Below are 232 nucleotides of genomic sequence, written 5' to 3'. Positions count from 1 at the left end.
CGTCGCCCGTAAAGGACACTAGACTTCCGCTAATAGTACAAGCACCACTCGTGCTGTTTGCATCAATAGAAAAAACTACGGGATTTCCGGATATACCGCCAGTTGCCGTTACGGTATACGTCCCTCCTATAGTGGCATTGGAGGGCGGTGTGCTGGTAAAGGTGATGGTTTGGTCTGCTTTATTTACAGTAATGATTTGTTGGACTTGTAGCGCTGCATTATAATCTGAATT

The 232-nt window shown here is 45.7% G+C and carries 1 protein-coding gene; it reads right to left on the bottom strand.

The genetic code is table 11. From position 1 onward, the window contains the following. Nucleotides 1–232, bottom strand: a 232-nt coding sequence (locus Lsan_RS22380; RefSeq protein WP_202814640.1) for a hypothetical protein, incomplete at both ends; no start/stop codon positions are given.

It is taken from the genome of Legionella santicrucis, assembly GCF_001468135.1.
GTDB classification, from domain to species: Bacteria; Pseudomonadota; Gammaproteobacteria; order Legionellales; family Legionellaceae; genus Legionella; species Legionella santicrucis.
Note: the sequence above shows the minus strand (reverse complement) of the source record. Positions and strands in the feature narration are given on the sequence as shown.